25 protein-coding genes are annotated in these 23,783 nt (G+C 69.8%); 13 read left to right on the forward strand and 12 right to left on the reverse strand.

Features of this window, described 5'->3' with window-relative positions; translation table 11 throughout:
• Window positions 1–31: 31 nt before the first annotated feature.
• On the reverse strand, window positions 32–2,047 hold the full coding sequence (locus tag ACYVF6_RS26835) for a thioredoxin domain-containing protein (RefSeq protein ID WP_460525320.1): 2,016 nt from the start codon (window positions 2,045–2,047) through the stop codon (window positions 32–34).
• Between the two features lie 297 nt (window positions 2,048–2,344).
• On the opposite strand from ACYVF6_RS26835, the gene ACYVF6_RS26840 reads away from it, so the two are divergent.
• The gene (locus tag ACYVF6_RS26840; protein WP_460525321.1) at window positions 2,345–3,463 is read left to right on the forward strand and encodes a uroporphyrinogen decarboxylase/cobalamine-independent methonine synthase family protein; all 1,119 of its coding nucleotides are present in this window, start codon (window positions 2,345–2,347) and stop codon (window positions 3,461–3,463) included.
• A gap of 5 nt (window positions 3,464–3,468) precedes the next feature.
• Here ACYVF6_RS26840 and ACYVF6_RS26845 read toward each other — a convergent pair whose 3' ends face one another.
• From ACYVF6_RS26845 to ACYVF6_RS26855, 3 genes are all read right to left on the reverse strand, one after another.
• The gene (locus ACYVF6_RS26845; protein ID WP_460525322.1) at window positions 3,469–4,491 is read right to left on the reverse strand and encodes a hypothetical protein; all 1,023 of its coding nucleotides are present in this window, start codon (window positions 4,489–4,491) and stop codon (window positions 3,469–3,471) included.
• 170 nt (window positions 4,492–4,661) lie between these two features.
• Window positions 4,662–5,987: a carotenoid oxygenase family protein gene (locus ACYVF6_RS26850; RefSeq protein ID WP_460525323.1), complete on the reverse strand. Its 1,326-nt coding sequence runs from the start codon at window positions 5,985–5,987 to the stop codon at window positions 4,662–4,664.
• Window positions 5,984–6,580 (reverse strand): hypothetical protein, encoded by a 597-nt coding sequence (locus ACYVF6_RS26855; protein ID WP_460525324.1) that lies wholly within the window; start codon window positions 6,578–6,580, stop codon window positions 5,984–5,986. Before ACYVF6_RS26855 ends, ACYVF6_RS26850 begins: the two co-directional genes overlap by 4 nt.
• A gap of 93 nt (window positions 6,581–6,673) precedes the next feature.
• Between ACYVF6_RS26855 and ACYVF6_RS26860 the strand changes: the two genes are divergently transcribed.
• Window positions 6,674–7,192 (forward strand): PadR family transcriptional regulator, encoded by a 519-nt coding sequence (locus ACYVF6_RS26860; RefSeq protein WP_460525325.1) that lies wholly within the window; start codon window positions 6,674–6,676, stop codon window positions 7,190–7,192.
• Window positions 7,193–7,244: 52 nt separating this feature from the next.
• On the opposite strand, the gene ACYVF6_RS26865 is transcribed toward ACYVF6_RS26860, so the two are convergent.
• Window positions 7,245–8,012, reverse strand: a complete 768-nt coding sequence (locus ACYVF6_RS26865) for a Rossmann-fold NAD(P)-binding domain-containing protein (RefSeq protein ID WP_460525326.1) — start codon at window positions 8,010–8,012, stop codon at window positions 7,245–7,247.
• Between the two features lie 59 nt (window positions 8,013–8,071).
• Between ACYVF6_RS26865 and ACYVF6_RS26870 the strand changes: the two genes are divergently transcribed.
• Window positions 8,072–8,362: a hypothetical protein gene (locus ACYVF6_RS26870; protein ID WP_460525327.1), complete on the forward strand. Its 291-nt coding sequence runs from the start codon at window positions 8,072–8,074 to the stop codon at window positions 8,360–8,362.
• Window positions 8,359–9,015, forward strand: a complete 657-nt coding sequence (locus ACYVF6_RS26875) for an AfsR/SARP family transcriptional regulator (protein ID WP_460525328.1) — start codon at window positions 8,359–8,361, stop codon at window positions 9,013–9,015. The genes ACYVF6_RS26870 and ACYVF6_RS26875 overlap by 4 nt, the downstream gene beginning before the upstream one ends.
• Window positions 9,016–9,209: 194 nt before the next feature.
• On the opposite strand, the gene ACYVF6_RS26880 is transcribed toward ACYVF6_RS26875, so the two are convergent.
• Entirely contained in the window at window positions 9,210–9,596 is a 387-nt protein-coding gene (locus ACYVF6_RS26880) for a winged helix-turn-helix transcriptional regulator (RefSeq protein ID WP_460525329.1), read from the reverse strand.
• Window positions 9,597–9,637: 41 nt separating this feature from the next.
• Here ACYVF6_RS26880 and ACYVF6_RS26885 point away from each other — a divergent pair, with 41 nt between their 5' ends.
• Complete coding sequence (locus tag ACYVF6_RS26885; RefSeq protein ID WP_460525330.1) at window positions 9,638–10,282, forward strand: NADPH-dependent F420 reductase; 645 nt, start codon at window positions 9,638–9,640, stop codon at window positions 10,280–10,282.
• Between the two features lie 10 nt (window positions 10,283–10,292).
• Here ACYVF6_RS26885 and ACYVF6_RS26890 read toward each other — a convergent pair whose 3' ends face one another.
• From ACYVF6_RS26890 to ACYVF6_RS26900, 3 genes are all read right to left on the reverse strand, one after another.
• Window positions 10,293–11,261, reverse strand: coding sequence for a hypothetical protein (locus ACYVF6_RS26890; RefSeq protein ID WP_460525331.1), 969 nt, complete (start codon window positions 11,259–11,261; stop codon window positions 10,293–10,295).
• Window positions 11,258–12,364, reverse strand: a complete 1,107-nt coding sequence (locus ACYVF6_RS26895) for a DNA methyltransferase (RefSeq protein ID WP_460525332.1) — start codon at window positions 12,362–12,364, stop codon at window positions 11,258–11,260. The genes ACYVF6_RS26890 and ACYVF6_RS26895 overlap by 4 nt, the downstream gene beginning before the upstream one ends.
• A 62-nt stretch (window positions 12,365–12,426) precedes the next feature.
• Entirely contained in the window at window positions 12,427–12,816 is a 390-nt protein-coding gene (locus tag ACYVF6_RS26900; RefSeq protein WP_460525333.1) for a cupin domain-containing protein, read from the reverse strand.
• 50 nt (window positions 12,817–12,866) lie between these two features.
• On the opposite strand from ACYVF6_RS26900, the gene ACYVF6_RS26905 reads away from it, so the two are divergent.
• From ACYVF6_RS26905 to ACYVF6_RS26930, 6 genes are all read left to right on the forward strand, one after another.
• Window positions 12,867–13,715: an AraC family transcriptional regulator gene (locus ACYVF6_RS26905; protein ID WP_460525334.1), complete on the forward strand. Its 849-nt coding sequence runs from the start codon at window positions 12,867–12,869 to the stop codon at window positions 13,713–13,715.
• 137 nt (window positions 13,716–13,852) lie between these two features.
• Window positions 13,853–14,170, forward strand: a complete 318-nt coding sequence (locus tag ACYVF6_RS26910) for a metal-sensitive transcriptional regulator (protein ID WP_460525335.1) — start codon at window positions 13,853–13,855, stop codon at window positions 14,168–14,170.
• Between the two features lie 57 nt (window positions 14,171–14,227).
• Window positions 14,228–14,452 carry a heavy-metal-associated domain-containing protein gene (locus ACYVF6_RS26915; protein WP_460525336.1) on the forward strand — a complete coding sequence of 75 codons (225 nt, stop codon included), beginning with the start codon at window positions 14,228–14,230 and terminating at the stop codon, window positions 14,450–14,452.
• Window positions 14,449–16,728, forward strand: coding sequence for a heavy metal translocating P-type ATPase (locus tag ACYVF6_RS26920; protein ID WP_460525337.1), 2,280 nt, complete (start codon window positions 14,449–14,451; stop codon window positions 16,726–16,728). The genes ACYVF6_RS26915 and ACYVF6_RS26920 overlap by 4 nt, the downstream gene beginning before the upstream one ends.
• Complete coding sequence (locus tag ACYVF6_RS26925; protein ID WP_460525338.1) at window positions 16,725–17,282, forward strand: hypothetical protein; 558 nt, start codon at window positions 16,725–16,727, stop codon at window positions 17,280–17,282. Before ACYVF6_RS26920 ends, ACYVF6_RS26925 begins: the two co-directional genes overlap by 4 nt.
• 60 nt (window positions 17,283–17,342) lie before the next feature.
• On the forward strand, window positions 17,343–17,888 hold the full coding sequence (locus ACYVF6_RS26930) for a DUF305 domain-containing protein (protein ID WP_460525339.1): 546 nt from the start codon (window positions 17,343–17,345) through the stop codon (window positions 17,886–17,888).
• Between the two features lie 36 nt (window positions 17,889–17,924).
• On the opposite strand, the gene ACYVF6_RS26935 is transcribed toward ACYVF6_RS26930, so the two are convergent.
• Both ACYVF6_RS26935 and ACYVF6_RS26940 read right to left on the reverse strand, forming a co-directional pair.
• Entirely contained in the window at window positions 17,925–18,890 is a 966-nt protein-coding gene (locus tag ACYVF6_RS26935) for a DUF2157 domain-containing protein (protein ID WP_460525340.1), read from the reverse strand.
• A gap of 49 nt (window positions 18,891–18,939) precedes the next feature.
• A complete protein-coding gene (locus ACYVF6_RS26940) occupies window positions 18,940–19,548 on the reverse strand; it encodes a TetR family transcriptional regulator (protein WP_460525341.1) in 609 nt (202 codons plus the stop codon).
• 49 nt (window positions 19,549–19,597) lie between these two features.
• Here ACYVF6_RS26940 and ACYVF6_RS26945 point away from each other — a divergent pair, with 49 nt between their 5' ends.
• Both ACYVF6_RS26945 and ACYVF6_RS26950 read left to right on the forward strand, forming a co-directional pair.
• Window positions 19,598–19,915, forward strand: a complete 318-nt coding sequence (locus tag ACYVF6_RS26945) for an antibiotic biosynthesis monooxygenase family protein (protein WP_460525342.1) — start codon at window positions 19,598–19,600, stop codon at window positions 19,913–19,915.
• Between the two features lie 126 nt (window positions 19,916–20,041).
• Complete coding sequence (locus ACYVF6_RS26950; protein ID WP_460525343.1) at window positions 20,042–22,666, forward strand: MXAN_6230/SCO0854 family RING domain-containing protein; 2,625 nt, start codon at window positions 20,042–20,044, stop codon at window positions 22,664–22,666.
• On the opposite strand, the gene rhmD is transcribed toward ACYVF6_RS26950, so the two are convergent.
• Window positions 22,595–23,773 (reverse strand): L-rhamnonate dehydratase, encoded by a 1,179-nt coding sequence (gene rhmD, locus ACYVF6_RS26955; protein WP_460525344.1) that lies wholly within the window; start codon window positions 23,771–23,773, stop codon window positions 22,595–22,597. The genes ACYVF6_RS26950 and rhmD overlap by 72 nt on opposite strands.
• Between the last annotated feature and the right edge of the window lie 10 nt (window positions 23,774–23,783).

A 23,783-nucleotide genomic window follows, 5' to 3' on the forward strand; every position in this document is an offset into this window, starting at 1 on the left:
CTTCCCTGCATACAGTCGTTGCCACGCGTTGTCAGGTCGACACCGAACGTGGCATGTCGATCCTCGCAGCAAGCTCCGACACCGTGCCCACCGGCCGATCGCACACGAAGCCGCGGCAGACGTACGCCGCCGCCCCACCGTCGACGAGTGGCCGGTCGGCGAGCAGTGGTACGTCAGGTGTACCCACGTCTCCCGCGACAACCACAGCTCCCGGCGACAACGTACGCAACGCCGCGCGGAACAACTCCGCCCGCCGCGGGTCGCCCGCGTCGCCGACGATCGCGATCTCGAGCGGCCCGGCGAGCAGTGCCTCCGCGACCGCGAGGCCGTAGCCACACGCTCGCGGCGCCCGCTCGGCCAGCAGCCCGGCAATACCCACCGCCTGTTCGGCCGCGGCTCGATGCCGACCGGATCCGGTGTAGGCAGCGTAGGTCAGCAGCGCACCGGCGGCTGCGAATTGCCCAGAAGGAGTGGCGTTGTCGGTCGGATCTTGTGGCCGTTGGATCAGATCCTCTGCATCGTCTGAGGTATCGAAGAACTGTCCGTCCGCGCCGGCGAACCGCGTCAGGATCGTGTCCAGCAGCGGCTCGGCCCGCCGCAGCCAGATCGCATCGCCGGTCGCGGCGAGCAGCGCGAGATAGCCGGTGGCGACGCAGGCGTAGTCCTCGAGTACGCCCGCGCTGCGTCCGGCCTGCCCGCCCAGCGACGTGCGCAGCAGGCGGCCGTCGTTGGTCGTGTGCACGCCCACAAGCAGCTCGGCCGCGGTCCGGGCGGCGTCGACGTAACGCGGCTCGGAAAGCAACCCACCGGCCTCGGCGAGCGCGGCGATCGTCAGGCCGTTCCAGGCGGCGACCACCTTGTCGTCGCGACCCGGGCGTACGCGCTCGCCCCGCGCGCGCAGCAACCGCTCGCGGATCGACGCGAGAGCACCTTCGTCGGTTGGGTCCTCGAGCAGCCGCAGCGTCGACGAGCCGTGCTCGAAGGTGCCCTCAGCCGTTACGTCGAACAGTTTCGCGGCCGTCGCGGCATCCTCGTCGCCGAGCACCTCGCGCAGCTGGTCGGGCGTCCAGACGTAGAACTTGCCCTCGACGCCCTCGCTGTCGGCGTCGAGCGCGGCGGCGAAACCGCCTTCTGGCGTGAGCAGCTCGCGCAGCAGGAACTCCGCGGTCTCGCGTACGATCCGCTCGGCCAGCGGCGAGCCGGTCAGCCGCCACCAGTGCAGGTAGACCGGGAGCAGCAGCGCGTTGTCGTACAGCATCTTCTCGAAGTGGGGCACGACCCACTGGTGGTCGACGCTGTAGCGGGCGAAGCCGCCACCGATCTGGTCGTACATGCCGCCGCGCGCCATCGCGTCGCAGGTCTTCTCCACCATCCGCAACGTCGCGGCATCCCCGGTGCGGACGTGGGACCGCAACAGGAACTCGAGCACCATCGACGGCGGGAACTTCGGCGCACCACCGAAACCACCGTGGGCGGAGTCGAACTGCTGGCCCAGCGTGCGAACGGCAGCGTCCAGGGCGTCGGCCGTCGGCGTCGAACCTGCGGGGAAAGCCTGCTGCGCAAGGGACTCGACGACCTTCGCGCCCGCTTCGAGGACGTCGGCCCGGCGCTCGTCCCACGTACGTACGATCGCGGCCAGCACGTCGCCGAACGCCGGCATGCCGTGCCGCGGCTCTGGCGGGAAGTACGTACCGCAGTAGAACGGCTCGCCGTCAGGGGTGAGGAAGCACGTCATCGGCCAGCCGCCCTGGCCGGTCATCGCCTGCGTCGCCGTCATGTAAACCGCGTCGACATCGGGGCGTTCTTCGCGGTCGACCTTGATGTTGACGAAATGCTCGTTCATGTAGGCGGCGGTACGCTCGTCCTCGAACGACTCGTGTGCCATCACATGGCACCAGTGGCACGCGGAGTACCCAACAGACAGCAGAATCGGCACGTCCCGGCGGCGGGCCTCGGCGAAAGCCTCGTCGCTCCAGGGCCACCAGTGCACCGGGTTGTCGGCGTGTTGCAGGAGGTACGGGCTGGTCTCGGCGCCGAGTCGGTTCATTCGACCACCGTAGCCCGGGCTCCGAGATCGACGTTACGACGGAGGGGACGTCGATCGCGGAGCCCGCTTCCCTCATCGAGCAGCCCGGCGCCGCTCCTTGCACCAGCCCGCTCCATCTCTTGTTCGTACGAGCGACGCGGCCGGATCACGTCGGATCTCGCCGGATCTCGTTGTCTTCTCGGCGATTCCTGTTCGCATATCGCACGAAACTCGACTTCCGCGCACAGTCGGACTTGAATGAGCCGTCGAGGGCACCTACGTACCGAAAGAACCGGCGACCTTGTCGAGAGGTGAACGATGGCGCTTCGCGATACTCCTCCGTTCCGTGCCGACCACGTGGGCAGCCTGCTGCGACCCCCGGCGCTGCTGCAGGCCCGGGCGGATCGCGCCAAGCAACGCATCACGGCCGAGCAGCTCCGCGAGATCGAGGACGCGGCGATCCCCGAAGTCGTGCACCTGCAGGAGGACGTCGGCCTGCGGTCGGCGACCGACGGCGAGTTCCGGCGCGCGACCTGGCACATGGACTTCATCTACCAGCTGGGCGGTATCACGCCTGCCGATGAGCAGATCAAGGTCGAGTTCCGGAACGCCGAAGGCACCATCGAGTTCATGACGGCGGCGTTGCACGTCGGCGAGAAGGTGCGGCTCGACGAGACGATCTTCGCCGACCACTTCGCGTTCCTGAAGAACGTCACGACGTCCGCCGTGCCGAAGCTCACGATCCCGTCGCCGAACATGGTGCACTACCGCGGCGGCCCGGCCTCGATCGATCCGTCGGTCTATCCGGACGTCGAGGAGTTCTGGAGCGACCTGTCGGCGGCGTACGCCGAGCAGGTCCGGCGGCTCGGCGAGCTCGGCTGCCGCTACCTGCAGTTCGACGACACCAGCCTGGCCTACCTCAACGACCCCGCCCAGCGCGCCATGCTCACCGAACGCGGCGACGACGCCGAGCACCTGCATCTGCGTTACATCCGGCAGATCAACGACGCGCTGGTGACCAAGCCCGAAGGCATGGCGGTGACCACGCACATGTGCCGCGGCAACTTCCGTTCCTCGTGGACGGCCGAAGGCGGCTACGACTTCGTGGCGGAGGCGTTGTTCTCCGAGCTGAACGTCGACGGGTTCTTCCTGGAGTACGACGACGCCCGCTCCGGAACGTTCGAGCCGCTGCGGTTCGTACCGCCCGGCAAGCAGGTCGTGCTCGGACTGGTCACGACCAAGCGCGGCGAGCTGGAGTCGAAGGACGACCTCAAGCGCCGGATCGACGAGGCGGCGAAGTACGTCTCGCTGGACCAGATCTGCCTGTCGCCGCAGTGCGGCTTTTCGTCAACGATGGAAGGGAACGCGCTGACCTACGAGCAGCAGGTGGCCAAGCTGCGGCTGATCGTCGAGACCGCCGAGGAGGTCTGGGGCTAGACGATCTATGGAGTGAGCGGCTGGGCCGGGCGGCGCGCCAGCCGGCCGTCCAGCCAGGCCAGCAGCCCGACGGTGACCACCGCGATGCCGGCCAGCCCGATCCGGTCGAACGTCGTGTCCGCCGCGGCGAGGATCCCGAACAGCGTGTGGCCGACCAGCGCCCCGCCGGCCAGCGCGAGCGCGTGCCGATCGGTCCAGTGCGCGGACCTCCCCCAGCGGCGCACCAGCACGTTCGCCAGCCCGGCGAGCGCGGCGCCCACGGCCATGGGCAGGAACACCCACAGGCCGTGCGTGAACGCCGGCTGGCGAGCGCCGCCGAACGGGAACAGCAGGCCGAGCACCACGCCGACGCCGAGGCATCCGAACGCGGCCAGCGCACCACGCGAGGGCACCGGCGCCCGGCTGTCCGGGGCGAGAACGCTCCGCGGCAGCACCCGGAGTGCGACCACGGCCAGCACAGCGATCGCCACGACGCAGCCCAGCAGCACCGGTAGAGGCGCGACGTACCCCGGATCCTGCGAAGGCGGCACCGACACGCGCAGCAGCCCAAGCCCGAGCAGCGCGACCACTCCGGTGATCACCAGGCCGCCCCGCTTGAGGTACGGCACGGTCCGGTGCGCCGGGAACAGCAGATCGGTCAGCAGGATCGGGATCACCGCACTGAAGACGACGTGGTAGATCGCGTTGACCTCCCAGTACGCCACGTTCAGCCCGAACAGGCGGGGCGCCCAGCCGGCCGCGCCGTAGAGGTGCGGGCTGGACAGGGCCTGGATGCCGATCCCGTCCTCGGCCAGCTCGTAGGCCAGGCCGAGGAGCACGATGCTCGGCCAGCCCCGGCCGGTGCGGCGGACGGCCTCGCGGACCAGCAGGATCCCCGCGCCGTAGACCGGCAGCCACAGGAGCACCAGCCAGGCCATCCGGAGCGGCGTGCTGCCGAACGCCAGCTCCGCGATCAACGGCGTCAGCACAACGAGGGTCAGCGCGGCCCGCCGGTTCCCCGGGCTCGTTCCGGTCGTTTTCGTGGACATGGCGACAGCCTGGTGCACTGTCGCCGCCACCACCTATGACATGTCGTTCGGACCGCCCATGACAAATGGCCGAACACCCCTCAGGCACCCTCGACGTCGCGTTCGAACGTCGCTTCCATGCTCTGGCCGTACGCCGTCGATGTCGTCCGGGGTCGCTTGGCGAAGCTCGATCACGTCGGATCCTCGTCCGCGATCCAGGAGCCGTGGAAGCCGGCCGGCACCCTGCGCGGCAGGCGGACCGAGGCGACCCTGGCGAGGTCGTGGGCGTCCAGGACCAGGAGCTCCGACTCGTCGGCCGTACGCGAGGTGACGATCGACAGCAGCCAGCCGGTGTCCTCCGCCTGGCTGCCGGCGGCCGGCACGAACACGGCCTCGCCTGGCGCCTGGTCGGCGCGCAGGTCGTACGTGGTGGCGGATCCGACTGTCGTGTCGTACTTGACGACGGCGTTCTCCGAGACGGTGAAGAGGAAACGGCTCGGGAGGCCGGTCAGCCCGTCGTTGATGGTCGGGAACTCCACGTCGCGGTCGTCGAGCTGCTCCTCTTTCACAACACCGGTCGATGGGTCGAAGACCCAGCGGTGCAGGTGCGCACCGCCCAGCTCCGCGGCCGCGGCGGCGGGGTTGGCCGTGCCCCCGATCGAGGCCCAGATCGCGTTGAACGCGCCGGGCGTGTAGCGGGCGGCCTCCAGGACGACCCGGCCCGCGGCGTCGTCGCGGGCGTTGCCGACGTGGAAGACGTAGCAGGGGTCGACGTCGAACCACGCCACTTTTCCGCTCCCGTCGCGCGGCATGACGCCGATCCGCGCGCCGTACGTGTCGTCCCAGCCGACCGGCATGCCCTTGCCCACAAGGGAGACGTCGAACACCAGCGGAAGGTCGAGCCAGACGATGTGGTTCGCGGTGATCGCGAAGTCGTGCATCATCGTCGGACCGGGGACGGCGATCTCGCGGCTCTCGACCAGCTCGCCACTCGCCGACAGCCGGTGGTAGGTGAGGTACGGCGGGCGGAAGCCGTAGCCGAAGAAGTGCAGCTCGCCCGTGGCCGGATCCTGCTTCGGGTGGGCGGTCATCGCCGTCGTCAGCCTGCCGTGGAAGTCGCACGGGCCTACGGTGTCGAGCTCGGGCGTCACTTCGTACGGGAAGCCGTTCTCCACCAGCGCCAGGATCTTGTCGTTGTGGTGGATGACGTGGGTGTTGGCGGTGACCGCCGTACGGTCGACGCCGGCCCCGGTGAAGTGCTCGGCGCCCTCGAGCCTGCGGGTGCGCACCCAGCGGTTGCGGTACCACTCCGCGCGGCCGGCCCGTAGGCGTACACCGTGGAGCATGCCGTGGCCGGCGAACCAGTGGCCGGGATCCTGTCCGGGCAGCGGGTTCGGGCCGTTGCGGAAGTAGCGGCCGTTGAGCTCGTCGGGCAGCACGCCCGTGACGGGGAGGTCGACCGCGTCGATCTCGTCGGCCACGGGGGCCAGATGTCCTTGCAGGTAAGCCGATGTCATCGTGCGGTCCCCAGGTCGATGGAGGCGTCTGCTGCCTGGCGGCGGGCCCGGGCGCGGACGACGTTCGGGTAGTAGACGGTGAACGCGGCGGGCAACACGAAGCCGAGCACCTTCACCGCGATCACGGCGACGGTCGCGTGCGGCGCGAAGTGCAGGAGTGCGACCAGCGCGACGGAGGTCGCGGTGAAGCCGGTTGCCCAGACGGCCGTCAGGACGGCGTTGAGGCGGTAGAACACCGGGCTCTGCCAGACCTCCGGCGGCGCCATCGTGCGGGCGATGCCAAATGTGAACGGCTTACTGATGGCCAGCGAGCCCCAAGCGGTCAGCGCGAGCCAGCCGAGCGACGCGGCCGGGCCGTAGTCGCCGAGCGGTGCCGGCGAGATCGTGAACGACGCGACCGCGAGACACGCGAAGAACAGCGCCGAACTGGTCTCGATCACCACCTGGTCCCAGCCGCGGCCACGGCGGCGCTCAACGATCAGGAGGACGGTCGCCAGGACGAAACCGGCCAGCGCGCCCCATCGCGACTCCCCTCGCGTACTCAAGATCGCGAACACGATCCACGGCGCGAAGCTCTTGAGATACCCCAGCACTGGTGCCCCTCTGCATCGATATTCCAATGTTGACAGGTCGAATCTAGAAGCTCCAGTTGCGACCTGTCAACATTGGAAGGTAAAGTCTTCGCCATGAGCCTTCGACACGCGATGCTCGGGCTGCTCAGCGAGGGTCCGGCCAGCGGATACGACCTGATGGGCCGGTTCGAGGCGTCGCTGTCCTACGTCTGGCCCGCGACGCAGAGCCAGATCTACACCGAGCTCGGCAAGCTCGCCGACGCCGGCCTGATCGAGGTCAACGCGGAAGGTCCGCGGGGGCGCAAGGAGTACGCCCTGACCGACGCCGGGCTCGCCGAGCTCAGGCACTGGATGACCGAGGTCGAGCCGGTCCCCAACCGTCGCACCGACCGGATGCTGCGCGTGTTCTTCCTCGGCGCGGTGTCGGCCGAGGAGGCGCAGGCCTACCTCAGGCGACAGGCGGAAAGTGCCCGGCAGGAGCATCAGGAGCTGAAGCAGGTCCTCGCCCTCGTGGAAGAGCACGCCGACGATCCGCTGTCGACCTATGGCCGGCTGCCTCTGGAGTGGGGGTTGAGAGCGACCGCACTGCTGGAGGAATGGAGCGAGTGGGCGGCGAACGAGCTGAGAAAGTAGCGAGCTGTTGGAGGTTTCTCGGTCTAGACCAAGGAACCTCCAACCAGCCGAGCTAGCGTTCCTGTTCGGTCGGACGGACCAGGATCTCGTTGACCGCGACGTGCCGGCGCCTGGTCACGACGTACGCGATCAGGTCGGCGATGTCGTCGGCCTGCAGCGGCTCGATGCCCTCCTGCCTCGCCCGGACCACCTCGCGTACTTCCGGCCGCAGATGTGTCGTGAGCTCCGTCGCCACCGCGCCCGGCTCGATCAGCGACACCCGGACGTGCCGCCCGGTCACCTCCTGCCGCAGGCCCTCGCTGAACGCGACCACTCCGGCCTTGGTCAGGTTGTAGACCGCCGATCCGTTGCTCGACCGCCGGCCCGCCACGGAGCTGACGTTGACCAGGTCGGCCACCCGCCGCGGCTCCGACTCGGCGGCCCGCAGCAGATGTGGCAAGGCCGCATGCGAGACGTAGAGCAGGCCCTGGACGTTCAGGGCGACCATCCGATCCCACTCCTCGGTCGGCGCGTCGACCGCGGGGCCGAGCAGCATCACCCCCGCGTTGTTGACCACGGTGTCGAGCCGGCCGAACTCCGCCACCGTACTTTCGACGACCTCGGCCGCCTGGCTCTGCTCGGTCACGTCGGCCACCAGGACCAGCGGCTGCGCACCGTCGTCCGTACGCAGCGCGGCCGCCAACTCCTCCAGCCGATCTTTCCGCCGCGCCACCAGCGCGACCGACGCGCCCAGGCCGGACAGTGCCCGCGCCGTCGCCTCACCGATCCCGCTGCTCGCACCCGTGATCAGCGCAACCGTCCCTCGCAACATTTCTGTCATGCCAGCTTCTCTACCCTTTGCAGGACAGCGGCGCCAAGCGCGAGGGGCGGGAGGACGGCGTGGAGTACCGGCTGCTCGGACCCGTCGAGGTCTACGACGGCACTCGTTCCATCCGGCTCGGTGGGCCGCGCCGGCTCACCGTACAAGGCTCGCCACCGGCCACCGCGCGCCAGCAGATCCTGATCGCGATCCCGGCCTTACGCCGTGAACTGGGCGACGCGATCGTCACCGCGATCGCCGGTTATCGGCTGCGCGCCGAACCCGACGCGATCGACCTCTGTCGCTTCGAACAAGCCGCCGGACTCCGGGACGCGCTCCTGCTGTGGCGCGCCCGGCGCTCGGTGGCGTGAGCGGGCTGGAGTCGGAGGCAGCGCGGCTGGAGGAGCAGCGCATCAGCGTGCTCGAAGAGTGCCTGCACATCGAGCTCGACCTCGGCGCCCACGCCGAACGCGTCTCCGAGCTGTCCGGACTGGTCACCGCGCATCCACTGCACGAGCGGCTACGCGGGCTCCAGATGCTCGCGCTGTACCGTTCGGGCCGGCAGGCCGACGCCCTGGAGTGCTACCGGATCGCGCGAACGCCTGGTCGGCGAGCTCGGCATCGAGCCGGCGCAGCCGTTGCGGCAGCTGCACCAGCTCATCCTCAGCGGCGATCCCGCGCTCGACCTGCCCGCCGAGGATCCTGGCCCGGCGCGGGCCGGACACGCCGCCACGCGACTTCACCGACTGGGAGACCTACGTCCGCGCGGTCACCGAGCGCTACCGCGGCCGGATCGAGGCGTACGAGCTGTGGGACAACGCGAACTCGCCGTTCCGCTACAACGGCAGCGTCTCGAGCCTGGCCGAGCTCGTCCGGCGGGCGGCCACCGTTCTCCGCAGCGCCGATCCCGCGGCGAAGGTCGTGGCGCCGTCGTTCTGCGACCTGTGGGAGTCCCGCGCGCGGGATGTGCTGTACGACTTCGCGCTCGTGGGCGGCTACGACGCCTGCGATGTGGTCGCTGTGAAGCTCAGCCCTCGGGAGACTTCGGGTGCACCCGAGGAGGCGGTCGTGCTCGCCGGTCTGATCGACCAGACGCTCCATCGGGCCGGCGTGAGCTTGCCGATCTGGTCGATGGGCGCCTCGCCGTACGTCGTACCAGCGCCACTGTACGGCTGTGGGCGCGGAGCTGCGGATCACCGAGCTGCCTGTGCTGATCCGCTACGGCTGAGGCGTTGCGCGATCCTGGGCGTCGAGTACGTCGTCGGCGTGCTGGTGGGACCAGGCCGCGAGCGGCTCGAACGCGTCGAGCAGGCTCCTGCCGAGCTCGGTCAGGTCGTACTCCACTCGTGGCGGAGCTTCGCGATAGCTCCGGCGGCGGACCAATCCGTTGTCCTGCAGGCGATGCAGGGTCTGCGTGAGCACCTTCTGCCGGATGCCGCCGATCGTGCGCTGCAGCTCGCTGGGGCGGCGCGGGCCCCTGCTCAGTGCCTGCAGGACGACGAGGTTCCACGTGTGGGACAGCAGGTCGACGGCCACGCGCGCTGGGCAGTCGGCGAGGAACCCGTCACGCACCGGATGGTATGCATCGGGCGTTCTAGCGTTCACGACTGATGACGTTAGCGCGATTCCTCTGTGGGAGGCGAACGATGCGGATCGGGATTCTGGGTGCGGGCTCGATGGCCGAGGCGCTCGGTGGGCACTGGCGGCGGGCGGGGCACGAGCTGATGGTGAGCGGCCGGGACAGGGGCAAAGCGGCCCTGGTGGCCGAGCGTCTCGGCGGACTCGCCGGTTCGTTCCACGAGGCGGCCGGCTTCGGCGAGGTGACGCTGCTCGCGGTGCGCGCCGAGGGGGTGTTCGACGTGCTGGCCGCTGCCGGGGCGGGATCGGGCACGCTGGCCGGGCGGGCGCTGATCGACTGCACGAACCCGGTCGTCCCGGGGAGGTTCACGTTGTCGACCGACGGCGGGCCGTCGATGGCGCAGCGTGTGGCTGAGTACGCGACCGGATCCCTTGTGGTGAAGGGCTTCAACCTCGCGCATGACGGCGTCTGGCGGATGCGGCCGCCCGCGTTCGACGGCGTTCCGCTGTCGGTGCCGTTGTGTGGCGACGACGCTGATGCGCTCGAGCTGGCTGCCGGGCTGGTGTCGGACGTCGGCTGTGTACCCGTCGTCACGGGCGGGCTCGAGCGGGCAGCTCTGCTGGAGGCGACGGCGGCGTTCGTGATCGGGTTGCTGTTCGCCGGAGAGGATCCGCGGGCGGCGCTTCCGCCGTTCGAGTTCGCCGTGCGGTGAGCCGCTGAAACTAGCCGCCGAGGGCTCGGCCCAGGCGCTGGACGGCCTGCAGCGCTTCGGTGACGTCGTGCTCGGCACGGCCGCTCAGGTGCAGTCGCAGGGTGCGGTCGAGCTTGTCGGACACCTCGTCGGGGTCGGCCTGGTCGCTGTGCGTACGCAGGAACTTGTACCAGTCGCCGATCCGGATGCCGAGCACCTCGAGCTCGTTGGAGGCCTGCACGAAGTCGTTCATCAGCCCGGGTACGCGGGCGACCCGGCCGAAGTTCTTGCCGCCGTCGTAGGCGGGCTGGTCGGCGATCTGCGCCTCCCGGCCGGGGTAGGGGTGCGCCTTCGGCGGCGCGTTGATCGTGCGGTCCGCCCCGATCGCGGCGTCCCGGGTGTGCTGCCAGTAGTGGTTGCGGTAGGTGGCTGCCCACTTGGCGGACGCGACGTAGGGCTCGGCGGCGACGGGTGCGCCGGACAGCACGTTGTCGAGGTACCACGGCACGACGACCAGCAGGTCGTGGTCGGCGCAGGCGGCGGGGGTCGTGGTGAAGCGGAAGCTCGGCTCGCCCTCCTTGGCCAGCAGGAACCAGCCCTTGAGCTCGATCCCCAGTGCGACGTCGACGCCGTTGGGGCCGCCCTTGCGGACCAGGCGTACGTCGGGGAAGCGCTGCGCCTGGCGTTCGAAGGTGTAGCCGAGCCAGTCGTTGTCGGGATCCCAGAGCGGGCGGGCCTGGTTGAGCGTCTTGACGACCTGGCCCTCGATCGACGTGCCGAGCAGGGTGTTGAGGCTGTGCAGGTCGGTCGCGTTGACGCCGGCGATCTGGTTGTGGAACTCGAAGTGCGCCGGCAGGCCGGCGAGCACCGTGCGCAGTCGCACCTGCAGCTTGGTGAGCGGAGCGTCCGGATCGAGAACAGGTTCGGCCGGTGGCTCGGGTGCGCCGGAAACCGCCGGCAGGACCGGGGCCTCGAACAGGCCGTCAGCGGTGTTGGTCACGGCGTCGCCGCCTTCACATCAGGCGGTACGGCGGCTTCCTCGGCGGCGGGGTTCGCCGCCTCGGCCGCGGCGCGTAAGCGTTCGGCCGCCAGCTTCGCGAAGCCCTTGTCGAGCTCGGCGGCATAGGGCTGCCGGCCCAGCGCGACCGCTGCCACGGAGGCGGAGGCCAGGCCGCCGAACGGCTCCCACACCACGTCGCCAGGGTTGGTGACCGCTTTGACCAGGCGTTCCATGAACTCCAGCGGCTTCTGGTTGAGGTGCGCGGACGACCCCGCCGTCGGCTTGTAGACCCGCGGCGCGGCCCGGCGCAGCGTGCCCTTCAACCGCTCGTCGTCGTGCAGCGGGCCGCGGTGCCAAACGTTGGTGATGCCGTGCTGGTGGTTCCAGCGGTAGCGCAGCGCGTCCCACTCCTTGGCCGTCACGCTCGCGCGGCCGTCGAGGCTGAAGTAGGGCCAGCCGGTCTCGACGCCGTGCTCGTTGGCGTAGGTCGCGAGCTTCTCGAACATCTCGCCGGGCGGCCAGTACCACAACCAGTCCTGGGTGAGGTATTTGCGCGTGGCCGCATTGCGTACGCCACAGGCCTCGTTGGCGCGATAGAGCGGCAGCCCGGAACGCACCCACTCGTGTCGCAGCCACTGCTGAACGGGCAGCGCGCCGCCGGGCGTGTCGATGGCGAAGCGGCGCTGGTAGAGCACGCAGACCTCCGACACCACCGGAAAACGTCGGATCGTCTTGCCGTTGACGTTGCCCGCGACATGCCCGACGCCCTTGTCCCAGGTGATCGTCTGCACATAGTCCCAGCCCTGCTCGACCAGCAGCGGGTGGACGGTGGCCCAGCCGACCTCGGTGTTCCAGAACCAGAGCGTCGTCGCCGGGTGCGCGGCCCTGGACCAGGCCTCGACATGCGGGCGATACCACTCGACCAGCCCGTCGGGGCCGGTCGTGTCGCCGTGGAAGCCGCGCACACCGTAGGCCCCATCGCTGACGATCGTGACCGGCGTGGGCCAGCCGGCGTAAGCCTTGCTGACATCACCCTTGTGCAGCACGAACGGAGGCGCCGGCTCGCCCGCGGCACCTGACTTCGTCCTGACCTGACCACCCACGAGAGCGAGGCTATCCGCCCCCACCGACAGCCGCCCTCCGGCTCGCCGGACGCGCGCTCAGCTCAGCTCAGCGCCTCGCCCGTTGTCGTCGGGATGCCGGCCGGGATGTCGCCGTCGTGGCGGTCGCCGGTGTTGACGGTGCCACTCGGCTCGAACATCAGGATCGCGCCGCCAGGGGAGGACGGCTTGTGCTCGACGCCCTTCGGGACGACGTAGATGTCGCCCTTGGTAAGCGTCACGGTCTGTTCCGCGCCGCTGTCGTCACGGATCGCGATGTCGAAGCGGCCGTCGAGGATGAGGAAGAACTCGTCGGTGGTTTCGTGGACGTGCCAGACGTGCTCACCCTCGGTGTGCGCGATCTTCACGTCGTAGTCGTTCATCCGCGCCACGATCCGCGGGCTGTAGATCTCGTCGAACGAGGCCAGCGCGTCGGTCAGGTTGACAGGTTCCATGCCGTCAAGACTGCGCCGCCGGCCCGGCGGCCGTCTTGTACGTTGTTGATATGCGCGAGGAGTTGCCGGCCTCCTGCCGGATCCGCGCCTGGCGACCACCGGTGGCCGGGATCGCCGAGGTCTTCCACGCGCACATGGTCGACTTCCGCTACCCCCTGCACAGCCACGACACGTGGGCAGTCCTGATCGTCGATGACGGGGCGATCCAGTACGACCTCGACACCCGCCGGCACGGCGCTCACGGAACGCGATCGGTGACGGTGTTACCGCCCGGAGTCGTTCACAACGGCTATCCCGCCGAGTATCACGGACAGTTCCGGAAGCGCGAGCTCTACCTCGACAGTGACTTTCTGCCATCGACGCTGGTCGGCCCGGCCGTCGACTCCTCGACGTTCTCCGACCCGGCGTTGCGGGACACGCTCAGCCGGCTGCACGAGCGCCTCGCCGCACACGCGGATCCCATGGAAGTCGAGACCGGGCTGGCCCTGGTCGCCGAGCGGATCAGGACCAACCTGCGACCTGGACAGGCCCGGCCTGCCCAGGCCCTCGAGCCGGGCCTCGCCGAACGCCTGCACGACTTCCTCGACGGCCACCTCGCCACGAAGATCACCCTCGCCGACGCCGCCCGTCGCTTCGACCGGACCGTCCCGCACCTCGTACGCAGCTTCAAGCGGCGTTACGGCGTCTCGCCGCACGCGTACGTGATCGGCGCGCGGATCGACCTGGCGCGGAGACGGCTGCTCGAGGGCATGCCGCCCGCGCAGGTCGCCGTGGAGGTGGGCTTCCACGACCAGGCGCACCTCACGCGCCACTTCAAGCGCTACCTGTCGGTCCCGCCCGCCCGCTACGCCATGCGATCGATGCAGCCCGGCCAGAACGGCATGGGCGCCGCCGGGTAGGCGACGGCGTCCCGCTCCTCAGCGGGTGTGCGGACCTGCCCGGCGAGCTCGCTGGCGTGGGTAGCCCCAGGGGGTATGCTGAATCACATTCCCACGGGTACCCCCAGGGGGTAGCATGAACGCAGGAGGTCGACCCCATGCAAACCGAAGAGCACCACGAGCACCAGACCGTTCCGGGCTACCTCGACAGCAAGCAGGCCCACCTGAAGAGGCTACGCCGGGTCGAAGGCCAGATTCGAGGCCTGCAGCGCCTCGTCGAGAACGACACCTACTGCATCGACGTACTGACCCAGGTTTCCGCGGCCACCCGCGCGCTCGAGTCGTTCGCGCTGGGACTGCTGGACGAGCACCTGTCGCACTGCGTCAAGGAGGCGTTGGCGAACGGCGGCCCGGAGGAGGCCGACGCCAAGGTGAAGGAAGCCTCGGCCGCGATCGCCCGCCTGGTTCGGTCCTGAGCCGGCCCCGAGCGGGGCCTTGAGCCGCAAACCCACAAGCACACAAGGAGTTTCCACGTGTCCGTCACCACGACCTACATCGTCAGCGGTATGACCTGCGACCACTGCGCCCACGCCGTGAGCTCGGAGCTCAAGGGCGTCGCCGGCGTCAGCGATGTCACGGTCGACCTCACGTCCGGCGGCGAGTCCAAGGTCACCGTCGTCAGCGCCGACCCGATCGCCGACGACCAGGTGAGCACCGCACTCGAGGAGGCGGGCGACTACCGCCTCGTACGACCATGAGCAACACAGCGACCAAGGCAGCGACGGCAGCGGAGCCCGACCGTCAGTTCATCGAGCTGACGATCGGCGGGATGACCTGCGCCTCCTGCGCCGTACGCGTCGAGAAGAAGCTCAACAAGCTCGACGGCGTGGAGGCCACGGTCAACTTCGCGACCGAGAAGGCCACGGTGCGTTACCCCGCCGAGGTCGCGCCGGAGAAGCTGGTCGCGACCGTCGAGGCCACCGGCTACACCGCGCAACTGCCCCAGCCGCCGGCCGCCGACGACACCGAGGGTGACGGCGAGACCGGCGAGGATGCCGAGTCTCGAACGCTGCGTCATCGGCTGATCGGCGCAGCTGTGCTGAGCCTCCCCGTCGTCCTGCTGTCGATGATCCCGGCTCTGCAGTTCGACTACTGGCAGTGGCTCGCGTTCGCGCTGATCTCGCCGGTCGTCACCTGGGCGGCGTGGCCTTTCCACCGCGCCACCGCCATCAACCTGCGCCACGGCACCGCCACGATGGACACGCTGATCTCGCTGGGCGTGATCGCGGCGTACGTCTGGTCGGTCTACGCCCTGTTCGTCGGCGACGCCGGTACGCCCGGCATGCGCATGGAGTTCACGCTGCTGCCCGCGCAGGGCGCCGGCGAGGAGATCTACCTCGAGGTCGCGTCCGGCGTCACGGTGCTGATCCTCGCGGGCCGGTACGCCGAGACCAGGGCCAAACGCCGTTCCGGCGCCGCGCTGCGGGCGTTGCTCAAGCTCGGCGCGAAGGACGTCGCGGTCCTGCGTAACGGTGTGGAGACCCGCATCCCGATCGACCAGCTGAAGACAGGCGACGAGTTCGTCGTACGGCCGGGTGAGAAGCTCGCCACCGACGGCGAAGTGCTCGAGGGCAGGTCCGCGATCGACGCCTCGCTGCTCACCGGCGAGCCGGTGCCCGTCGAGGTCGGCCCCGGCGACGCGGTCGTCGGCGCCACGGTCAACACGTCCGGCCGGCTGGTCGTACGCGCGACGCGGGTCGGATCCGACACCCAGCTCGCGCAGCTCTCCCGGCTGGTGGAAGCGGCCCAGGCGGGCAAGGCGCCCGTGCAGCGGCTGGCCGACCGCATCTCGGCGGTGTTCGTACCGATCGTGATCGCGCTCGCGGTGCTGACGTTCGGCATCTGGTACGGCATCGACGGCTCGGCGGCGGGCGCGTTCACGGCGGCTGTCGCGGTGCTGATCATCGCGTGCCCGTGTGCGCTCGGACTCGCGACGCCGACCGCGGTGATGGTCGGTACGGGACGTGGCGCGCAGCTCGGCATCGTCATCAAGGGACCGGAGATTCTCGAGTCCACCAGGGCGGTCGACACGATCGTGCTCGACAAGACCGGCACGGTGACGGCAGGCAAGATGAGCCTGCGCAAGACCGTCGCGGCAGCGGGCGTGGCCGAGGCCGACGTGCTCCGCTACGCCGGCGCGGTCGAGGACGCCTCCGAACACCCGATCGCGAAGGCCATCGCCGAGGCGGCGCGAGCGGCTTCGGAGCCGCTGCCGCGGGTCGAGGAGTTCGTGAACGCCGAAGGGCAAGGCGTCCGGGGCGTCGTCGAGGGACGTACGATCAGCGTCGGCCGGTCCGGCTGGACCGCCTCGGAACTGCCGGACGAGCTGGCGTCAGCGGCCGAGAAGGCCGAATCCGACGGCCACACAGTGGTTTGGGTCGCGTGGGAGGATCGGCCGCAGGGCCTGCTCGTGGTGTCCGACACCGTGAAACCCACGTCGGCTTCGGCGATCGAGGCATTTCGGTCGCTCGGCCTCACGCCCCGGCTGCTGACCGGTGACAACCGGCGGGCCGCGCGTACGGTCGCGGCGCAGGTCGGCATCGCCTCCGAAGACGTGATCGCCGAGGTGCTGCCACAGGACAAGGTCGACGCTGTGAAGGCCCTGCAGGACAAGGGGCTCTCGGTCGCGATGGTGGGCGACGGTGTCAACGACGCGGCCGCGCTCGCCCAGGCCGACCTGGGAATCGCGATGGGCACCGGCACCGACGTGGCGATCGAGGCCTCCGACCTCACGCTGGTGCGCGGCGACCTCCGCGCCGCCGCCGACGCGATCCGGCTGTCTCGGGCGACGTTGCGTACGATCAAGGGCAACCTGTTCTGGGCGTTCGCCTACAATGTGGCGGCGATTCCGCTGGCCGCGTTCGGCCTGCTGAACCCGCTGATCGCAGGCGCGGCGATGGCGTTCAGCTCGGTTTTCGTGGTGACCAACAGCCTGCGACTACGGCGCTTCCGGGCGCTGGCGGGAGGCGCGTGAGCAGAAGATTCGCCGTCGCGGTGGCATTGATCGCGGGGTTGCTGGGGATGCACGGCTTCACCAGCAACCACGGATCAATGCCGCCCCCGGCGAACGGCATGGGCTCCCACAGCGCCGCCCCTGATGCCACGATGGCAATGCCGGGCAGCGCCCACGCCCCGCCCGGCGGCGCAGCGGCAGCCGAACCGGCGGCCGACGCCGCGGCCAGCAGCGGCGGCTCGATGGCGAAGCCGGTCAACAGCCACGACCTCGCCGGTGCCGCGGCTGCCGAACCAGCGGCCGGCGAGCCCGCGGGCGGGAGCGGTGGCCCGATGGCGAATCCGGGCAGCGCAGCCACCGCCACTTCCGTCGCTTCGGTCACGGACGGGGCGGGGCATGCCATGGGCGCGCTCTGCCTTGCGATCCTCACCGGGCTCGGCTGGCTCCTGCTCACCCTGCTCCTCGGCCGCCGGGAGCGAGCGACCACGGGCGCAGCCGGCCGGCTTCACCCGCACGCCCGCGCGGCCGAGCCCGCGCCACCGTCACTGTCGGAACTCTGCGTGCTGCGGACCTGAGCGCTGTCGAACGCCCTCACTTCGCACGCAATCCGACTTTGACGAAAGGAACCACATCCCATGAAGCGCGCGCTGGCGCTTTGTGCTGCCCTGCTCGCGATCACCTTCGCGGCAGCCTGCGGAGGCAGCTCAGGCAGCGACCACAACCAGGCCGACGTCGACTTCGCGACCGGCATGATTCCGCACCATGCGCAGGCGGTCGAGATGGCCGATCTCGCGCTCGAGAAGGCCACCAACGCCCAGGTCAAGCAACTCGCGACCGGCATCAAGCAGGCGCAGCAGCCGGAGATCGACCAGATGTCCGGCTGGCTCGAGGACTGGGGCGAGGAGGTTCCGGCCACCGGCGGCGAGCACCAAGGCGGCCACACCATGGCCGACGGCATGATGAGCGCGGACGACATGGCCACGCTCGAGAACGCCACCGGCAAGACGTTCGACCAGCAGTGGACGAAGCTGATGATCGAGCATCACCAAGGCGCGATCACCATGGCGAAAGCCGAGCTGAGCAAGGGCGGCAGCGACGACGCCAAGCAGCTCGCCCAGGCCGTCATCGACGGTCAGAGCAAGGAGATCGCCACGATGCAGGCCCTGCAGCCCAAGCTGTAGCCGGACCGGCCAGGGAGACGCCGGCGAGCCAGAAACTCAGTCGTTCGCCGGCGTTCTCCCTTGCCTGACAGCGAAAATCGACCCGATCACCAGGCACACACCGACGATCAGCAGCACCACGCCGCCCACCAGGGCGTTCTCCCAGATCCGCCCGAGCGCCGTGGACGGCACGATCAGCGCCGCCAGTACGCCGAGCGCGGCGTACGTCCAGTCGCGGCCGTACCAGAACAGTCCGAACAGCGACAGGATCACCACCGCACCCACCGCGAGCCCGATCGCCGGGTAGCGCTCGTCGAACGCCCCGACCTCCGCGCCCAGCACGGCCAGCGCCCCGCCGAGCACGCCCGCCATCGGACTGGAGCCGGCCAGCCCACCCCGGCGGATCCGGTCGAGCACGATCCACAGCGCGCCGTAGAGCACGAAGCCGATGCCGTGCGTCCTGAGCTCACCCCACGACTCCGGCACGTTGTCGAGTATGTCGAGCAGGATGAGCAGCCCACCGGCGAAAACCGCTACAACCAAAGGCGATCCGCGCCACAACGCGTACGCCGCCGCGCTCACCAGCAGCAACACAAGCCCAGGCGGCCACGACCGGTCGACCTCGAGCGCGACCCACGTGGTGATCGCCGCTGCCACGGCGCCCAGGGCGGCCACCGTCGAGATCGCGGCCGGCCGGCGGGTCGCACCCGACCGCGCGGCCAGCCCGAACGCCGCCCCCAGCAACAGCACCGTCGCGGTCGCGCAGATCGCGATCCGGCCGGGCTTGCTGAGCTCGTCCCAGGTCAGCGACACCAGCAGGAGGAGCGCACCGATCACCAGCGCGCCGCCGACGTACGACAGGACTTCCCCGGCCCGTTCGCGCCGGGTCGTCGTGGGCTCGGATCGCATGTGAGGCGCGACTCCCCGCTCGCGCAGCACGTGCTCGACACGTTCGGCCTGCTCGGCGGAGAGCGTGCCGTCCTCGACGAGACCGGACAGGGACTCCCGCAGCGGATCGGCCATCGCTGCCTCCCTCCTACGTCACGAAACCTACCCACCCCAAAGCCGATTGTCAGCTCACGAACCGGCCGGTCGCGGCACCGTTGAGCACGAGGTCGGCCACCTCGGCGCCCAGCTCCTCCCCCGGCGAGCCGGTGCTACGCGAGAACCGCGACGCGAGCCGCAACGTGCCGACCACCGCCTGCGCCAGCAATTCCGGACGTACGCCGGCCCGCAGCGAGCCCTCCGCCTGCCCCCGCCGGATCAGCTCCACGAACGCCCGCCGCATCGCCCGGCTCGACGGCGGTACCGGCGGCCGGCGGACCTCGCCGGGCAACGGCTGCAGGTCGGTGCCGACCGACAGCAGCGGATAGCGCCGTACGATCCCGGCCATCGCGACGATCAGCTCCCGCAACGCCGCGAGCGCGTCGAGCTCCCGTGCGGAAGCAGCCTGGATCGCCTGCGAAGCCTCCTCCGCGGCCGCCTCGTAGATGGCCCGGCGCAGCGCGTCGCGGTTGGCGTAACGCCGGTAGACCGTGAGCCGCACCACCCCCGCCTCGTCCGCGATCCGCTGGATGGTCGCGCGCGGGTCGTCGGCGAGGACCCGCGCCGCCGCCTCGAGGATCCGCTGGTCGTTGCGCAGCGCGTCGCTGCGCGGGCCGCGTCGCCGGGAAGCCACCATGAGCCTAAGTGTTACAGATCCGCCACACTTTCTTATCTACGCTGGCTCCATGAACCTCCTCACCACAGCCGGGCAAGGCCTGGTTGCCGTCAACGTCTTCACCGTTCCTCCGGAAAGCCAGCAGGAGGTGATCGACTGCATCAGGGACGCCGGCGATCCGGCCACGATTCCTGGCCTCCTGTCGATGCACCTGCTGCGCAGCCTGGACGGCACACAGGTCATCAACCACATGCTCTGGGAGAGCCGGGAGGCGTTCGACGCCGCCACAAAGGACAATCCCGTCATAGCAGCCACCAGAGACCAGGTGCGCCGCCTGCGACACGGGACGAAACCCAACCGCTACGAGGTTATCGACGTGCTGACCTGATCCCGATGGCGTACGGTTGCCTCGGCAGGGGCGGCTCCTGGGCGTGCTTCCTTCTTCTCAGCAGTTAACTGATCAGCGCGTCCGCTCTCCGCCCCTGCCGCGCGACGACACCTGCGGGAGGGAACGATGGACGAACTGGCGGACGTGCTGCTGCGCCGCCGAACGGTCGTTCCCGAGCTGGCCGTGCACGCCACGAAGCGCTGGCTGGCCGACCGGATGCTGCGCGTCGCCGTCGACGTCGAAACCGGTGTGCGAGCACTCGAAGCCGAAGCCCTGCAACGCGGCTTCCTGTTCTCCGCCGGGCTGCGGCATGCCCTCCGAGCGCTTCCCGCCGAGGATCTCATGCGCCTCGGCCATGGACTCCTCAACGGGCTCGACCAGATCGTCGGCACCAACGTCAAGCACGTACCGCTGTTCCGGCGTTTCCCCCACAGCGTCCCGGCCGACACCGGCGAGCTCTACGTCCGCCGGATGTTCGCCTACCTCGTGCAGGAGCCCAACCAGCCCTGCGTGTTGTGCGGAACGGTCGGCTCCGTGCGACCCGTCTCGCCGTGTGCGCACCTGGTCTGCCGCTATTGCTGGGATGGCTCCGACCTCAGCGGCTGCCCGATCTGCCATCGGCGCATCCCGCAGGACGATCCGTTCCTGCAGCCGTCAGAGCCCTCCGGCCGGGATGCCGGCGGCGTCCGGCGGGAGGGCAGCCTCGTCCTGCTGTCGTACGAAGCCGACGCGAACGCGATGGCCCGCGACCTCACGACGAAGCTGCTCGCCCGCGAGACACCGCTGTCTCCGCAGGACCGCCTCGACCTGGCGGTGTTCGCCAAGGCACTGCCCGGCCACGAGTGGCTGCCCGACCGGATCCCCGTACGCGAGGCCCGCGCCATCGCGCTGGCCGGCGTTCTCCCAAGCCTGCAAGCCGATCCGGCGATACAGCAGGCGCTGGTCGACCAGCACGTCGACACCGCCACCGACGTCCTGCGTCTCCTCTACGCCTTGATGGACGGCGATCCCGGCCTGCGCCGGCCACCGGCCACGCGCACATCGGTACGCCGGAGCCTGCGCCGTGCGCTGCTGGCCAGGATGGAACGGATGCCGGTCGACCGGCTGGCCGAAGACCTGTTCCGCCACGCCGAGCCCTGGAAGCACCTCACCGAGGTCCTCCACCCGTTCGAGTACCACCGGCGTTTCCCTCGCGTGGCACTGGCTTTCGCGGCCGTCCGCGGTACGAAGCTCGACGGCGATACGGCGTTCGCGCACGCGCTGGCCGCCACGGCCGGGCAGCACACCGAGACGTTCGAGATCCGGCGCGGACAGCCGAGGCTGAAGACGTTCAACGGCCTGGTCGAGAACGCCCTGCGCGCGGGCGACGGCCGGCAGGCCGTCGAGCTGCTCCGCCGGCGTCCCGGTGAGCTCGTCCGCCGGCTCTGCCAACTGCTCCGTGCCGCACCACTGCAGCCGGTCCTCGACGCGCTCCGTGACGTCGCACCCGACGTGGCGCCGGGTGTCCTCATCGCCACGCTCGGGCAGCTTCGCACGCCGCCGGGCGTGACCCGGCTGTTCTTCCCTTCCGGAGGATCGGCGAAGGCCTGGACGCAGCCCGGCACGCAGCCACCGCTGCCCGCCGAGGCAGTCCGCAAGACCTCCGAGCTGCTCACCGGTGAGCTGCTCCGGCGAGCGGAATCCCTGCCACCGCTCGGCAGAGTGCTGCTCGACGACGGTCTCGCCAGCCTGCTGGCGCCCACTGCGGAACGATCCGCCTCGTCGGCCAAGGTACGGCTGCCGCGCGGCAGCACCCAGCAGCTCCCGTTCGGCGAGCGCCTCCGCTTCTTCCTGCACTGGGCGGAGCCACGCACCATCGAGGTGGATCTCGACCTCTCGGTCGCGCTGTTCGACGAGAGCTGGACGTTCATCGGACTGTGCTCCTACACCAACCTGCGGTACGCCGGCACGGCCGCGGTGCACTCCGGCGACCTCACCTCGGCCCCACAGCCGTTGGGCGCTTCGGAGTTCATCGACCTCGACCTGCCGGCGCTGCGAAAGCTCAACGCCCGTTACGTTCTGCCGACCGTCTTCAGCTTCAACGACGTACCGTTCGAGAAGCTGGAGCGTGGCTTCGCCGGCTTCATGACCAACCCCGACGGGCTGTTCGATCCGCTGGCCGTCGAGCAACGCTTCGAGCTGTCCGGCCCGGCGAAGATCCTGCTCCTGCTCGTCGCCGACCTGTGGACGCGGACGTTCCGCTGGGTCGACCTCAACCTCGGCGGCCGCGCACCGGCCCACAGCGTGGAGGTCCACGAGTCCAGGCTGGGCGGTCTCGGCGCCGCCGTCGAGGACGTCTTCGGACTCGGCGACCGCGTGACGCTGTGGGAGCTGGCCTGCTGGAACGCCGCCGCGCGCGGCCAGGAGGTCATCGTCCGGCGTACGAACGGCGACCTCGGCATGTACATCCGCCGGCCGGACGAGAGCACCGCCGGCTTCGCCACCCGGCTGATCGCGCTCACGCCACCCGACGCCGAACTGTCCGGCGACGCCCTGCCCGCCGGAATCGACTACGCCGCACTGGTCCACGGCAACGCCGACCTACCCGACGGCGTGTCGGTCTACGCCCTGTATCCCTGGCGGCTCGATCCCACCAGACTGCGCATCCTCGACGCCGCCGACCTCGCCGCGGAGTTCGCCTCAGTGCGTGTACGGCCGGTGCAGGTCGACCTCGGTGTTGAGCCGGACACCGAATCCCGGAGTCTCGGGTAGCTTCAACCGCCCGTTCTCGGGCACCGGCTCGTCAAGCAGCAAAGGCGAAAACATCGGCACGACCTCGCTCGCCTCCGGATGCATCATCAGGAACTCCGAGAACGGGCTGTTGTGCCGGGTCACGACGAAGTGGTAGGAGTAGACGCTCGACCCGTGCGGAATCACCAGCACACCACGCGCGTCGGCCAGCGCCGTGATCTTGAGCAACTCGGTGATTCCCCCACACCAGTTGACATCCGGCTGGATGACGTCGGCACACTCCATCTCCAACAGCAGCCGGAAACCCCACCTCGTCCACTCGTGCTCGCCGGTGTTCTGCCACATTCCCGTCGGCAGCCGGCGGCGCAGCTCGGCGTAGCCCCAGTAGTCGTCGGGCGGCAGCGCCTCCTCGATCCACCGCAGGCCGTACTCATTCGACGCGTGCGCCAGCCGGGTGGCGTAGTCGAGGTCGAGCGACATCCAGCAATCCCAGGCCAGGAAGAAGTCGTCGCTCACCCGCGACCGCATGGTCGCCAGCTTCTCGAGGTTGGCGCGCAGGCCTTCCGGCCCTTCGGCCGGCCCGTGCTGCAAGGGCAGCTTGCCACCGATGAAGCCCATGCCCTCGGCCAGATCCGGTCGCGCGCCGGTGGCATAGAAGATCAGCTCGTCGCGGACCGCGCCACCCAGCAGCGCGTAGACGGGCAGTCCGCGCAGCTTGCCGAGCAGGTCGTACAGCGCGAGGTCGATCGCGCTGATCACGTTGACCACCAGGCCTTTCCGCCCGTAGAACAGGCTGGAGGAGTACATCTGGTCCCAGATCTTCTCCAGCTCGTGTGCGGGCGCGCCCTCGACGAACCGGGCCAGGTGCTTCTCGACGAGGTACGCGCCAGGCTCGCCGGCCGTCGTGGTCGCGAAGCCGACCGTGCCGTCGTCGGCCTCGATCTCGACGACCAGCGTGCCGAGCACGTTGATGCCGAACGACTGCCGGCTGTCGCGGTAGTCGGGATAGCGCGCCATCGGACTGGAGATGTGGTCGTCGATCCAGTGCTTGACCTGCTGGTCGTGGTAGTCGGCGCCACCGCCGCGGACGACGTAGGCCCGGACCTCGCGAACCCTCGGGAAAGCCATGCGCCTTTGT

This window comes from Flindersiella endophytica, assembly GCF_054779015.1.

Coding starts and splice junctions, on each gene's coding strand:
- ACYVF6_RS26900 (WP_460525333.1), bottom strand. CDS start 12,816: ATGGAACCTGTCAACCTGACCGACGCGCTGGCCTCGTTCGACGAGATC.
- ACYVF6_RS26835 (WP_460525320.1), bottom strand. CDS start 2,047: ATGAACCGACTCGGCGCCGAGACCAGCCCGTACCTCCTGCAACACGCC.
- ACYVF6_RS26860 (WP_460525325.1), top strand. CDS start 6,674: ATGAGCCTTCGACACGCGATGCTCGGGCTGCTCAGCGAGGGTCCGGCC.
- ACYVF6_RS26950 (WP_460525343.1), top strand. CDS start 20,042: ATGGACGAACTGGCGGACGTGCTGCTGCGCCGCCGAACGGTCGTTCCC.
- ACYVF6_RS26945 (WP_460525342.1), top strand. CDS start 19,598: ATGAACCTCCTCACCACAGCCGGGCAAGGCCTGGTTGCCGTCAACGTC.
- ACYVF6_RS26920 (WP_460525337.1), top strand. CDS start 14,449: ATGAGCAACACAGCGACCAAGGCAGCGACGGCAGCGGAGCCCGACCGT.
- ACYVF6_RS26930 (WP_460525339.1), top strand. CDS start 17,343: ATGAAGCGCGCGCTGGCGCTTTGTGCTGCCCTGCTCGCGATCACCTTC.
- ACYVF6_RS26840 (WP_460525321.1), top strand. CDS start 2,345: ATGGCGCTTCGCGATACTCCTCCGTTCCGTGCCGACCACGTGGGCAGC.
- ACYVF6_RS26935 (WP_460525340.1), bottom strand. CDS start 18,890: ATGGCCGATCCGCTGCGGGAGTCCCTGTCCGGTCTCGTCGAGGACGGC.
- ACYVF6_RS26850 (WP_460525323.1), bottom strand. CDS start 5,987: ATGACATCGGCTTACCTGCAAGGACATCTGGCCCCCGTGGCCGACGAG.
- rhmD (WP_460525344.1), bottom strand. CDS start 23,773: ATGGCTTTCCCGAGGGTTCGCGAGGTCCGGGCCTACGTCGTCCGCGGC.
- ACYVF6_RS26865 (WP_460525326.1), bottom strand. CDS start 8,012: ATGACAGAAATGTTGCGAGGGACGGTTGCGCTGATCACGGGTGCGAGC.
- ACYVF6_RS26940 (WP_460525341.1), bottom strand. CDS start 19,548: ATGGTGGCTTCCCGGCGACGCGGCCCGCGCAGCGACGCGCTGCGCAAC.
- ACYVF6_RS26905 (WP_460525334.1), top strand. CDS start 12,867: ATGCGCGAGGAGTTGCCGGCCTCCTGCCGGATCCGCGCCTGGCGACCA.
- ACYVF6_RS26910 (WP_460525335.1), top strand. CDS start 13,853: ATGCAAACCGAAGAGCACCACGAGCACCAGACCGTTCCGGGCTACCTC.
- ACYVF6_RS26845 (WP_460525322.1), bottom strand. CDS start 4,491: ATGTCCACGAAAACGACCGGAACGAGCCCGGGGAACCGGCGGGCCGCG.
- ACYVF6_RS26885 (WP_460525330.1), top strand. CDS start 9,638: ATGCGGATCGGGATTCTGGGTGCGGGCTCGATGGCCGAGGCGCTCGGT.